This window comes from Roseburia sp. OF03-24, assembly GCF_003463035.1.
GTDB lineage: Bacteria > Bacillota > Clostridia > Lachnospirales > Lachnospiraceae > Roseburia > Roseburia rectibacter.
Window position 1 is genome coordinate 1 of record NZ_QSCK01000011.1, and the last position, 1,262, is coordinate 1,262.

Genomic DNA, 1,262 nt, shown 5'->3' on the forward strand with positions numbered 1-1,262 from the left:
CCTAGTATAAATGTTTTTAATTAACTCGACTCAATAAGTATTCCATGATATAATCTTCATATAATTGTATAGGGAGGTCATATTCATGGGCAGAAAAGTAAACACAATAACACTAACAGAGGAGCAGCGTTCGTATCTTGAATTACAAACTCGTGCTAGAACAATACAGGCACAAACCGTGTGTAGAGCAAGAATACTGTTGTTACGTGCTGATGGTGTTTCTATTAATGATATTGCTGATAAAGTAGGCATCAATAGATGCAGTGTAATGTTGTGCTTGAATAAATTCAAAGAGGGCGGTGTCGAAAACGCCTTGTTTGATGCTCCCGGTCGTGGTCGTAATGCTGAAATAACCGATGACGAAAAGACGTGGATTATAAATATCGCATGTCAGAAGCCGGTTAATCTTGGCTATTCAGCAGAAGTATGGACACGTGCCCTTCTCACAAAACATATCAATAAGTTTGCAGAAAATGCTGGTTATACAAGGTTATCAACTATAAGTCAGTCAAAGGTTCGCACAATACTTGAAGAGGCAGATATTAAGCCTAACAAAATAACTTATTACTGTGAAAATCGTGATCCGGATTTTGACCAAAAGATGCACAATGTCCTTCTGGTATATAAACAGCTATCATTACAGTTCGATAAAAAAGGACAACTTCTTCCATTTTGTGAAGATGATCAGGTGGTGCATGTACTCTCTTATGATGAGAAACCTGGAATCCAGGCAATTGCCACCACATCAGAAGATATCCAGCCGGATAATAATCATAAGACCATAAGCCGAGATTATGAGTACAGGCGTCTTGGAACCATTTCACTGCTTGCCGGAATAGATTTGCAAACAGGTGAGGCGATTCCACTCGTTAAAGAGTCCCATAACAGTAAGGACTATATCGAATTTCTTAAAAAACTTGATAACAAGTATCCAAAATCAGATAAGATTCGTCTGGTGTTGGATAACCTTAAAGTTCATTCTTCTGAGGAAACCAGAAAATACCTCGCAACCGTACCAGGAAGATTTGAATTTGTATTTACTCCAAAGCACGGTTCATGGTTGAATCTTGTTGAGGGCTTCTTCAGTAAACTTACTCGCCAGATGCTCAAGGGCATTCGTGTAAAAACTAAGGATGAACTTGTGCAGCGTATATATAAATACTTTGATGAAGTAAATGAAGAACCTGTTATATATCATTGGAAGTACAAACTTGAAGAAATTGATCCAAATGAAGAAGTGGTGGTTGATACGTTGCCAGTCA

General features: G+C 38.1%; 1 protein-coding gene. It reads left to right on the forward strand.

What is annotated here, in order from left to right; genetic code table 11:
* Positions 1-85: 85 nt before the first annotated feature.
* Positions 86-1,262: IS630 family transposase (locus DXA60_RS06965; RefSeq protein WP_243006800.1), on the forward strand; the 1,177-nt coding region annotated here is incomplete at its 3' end.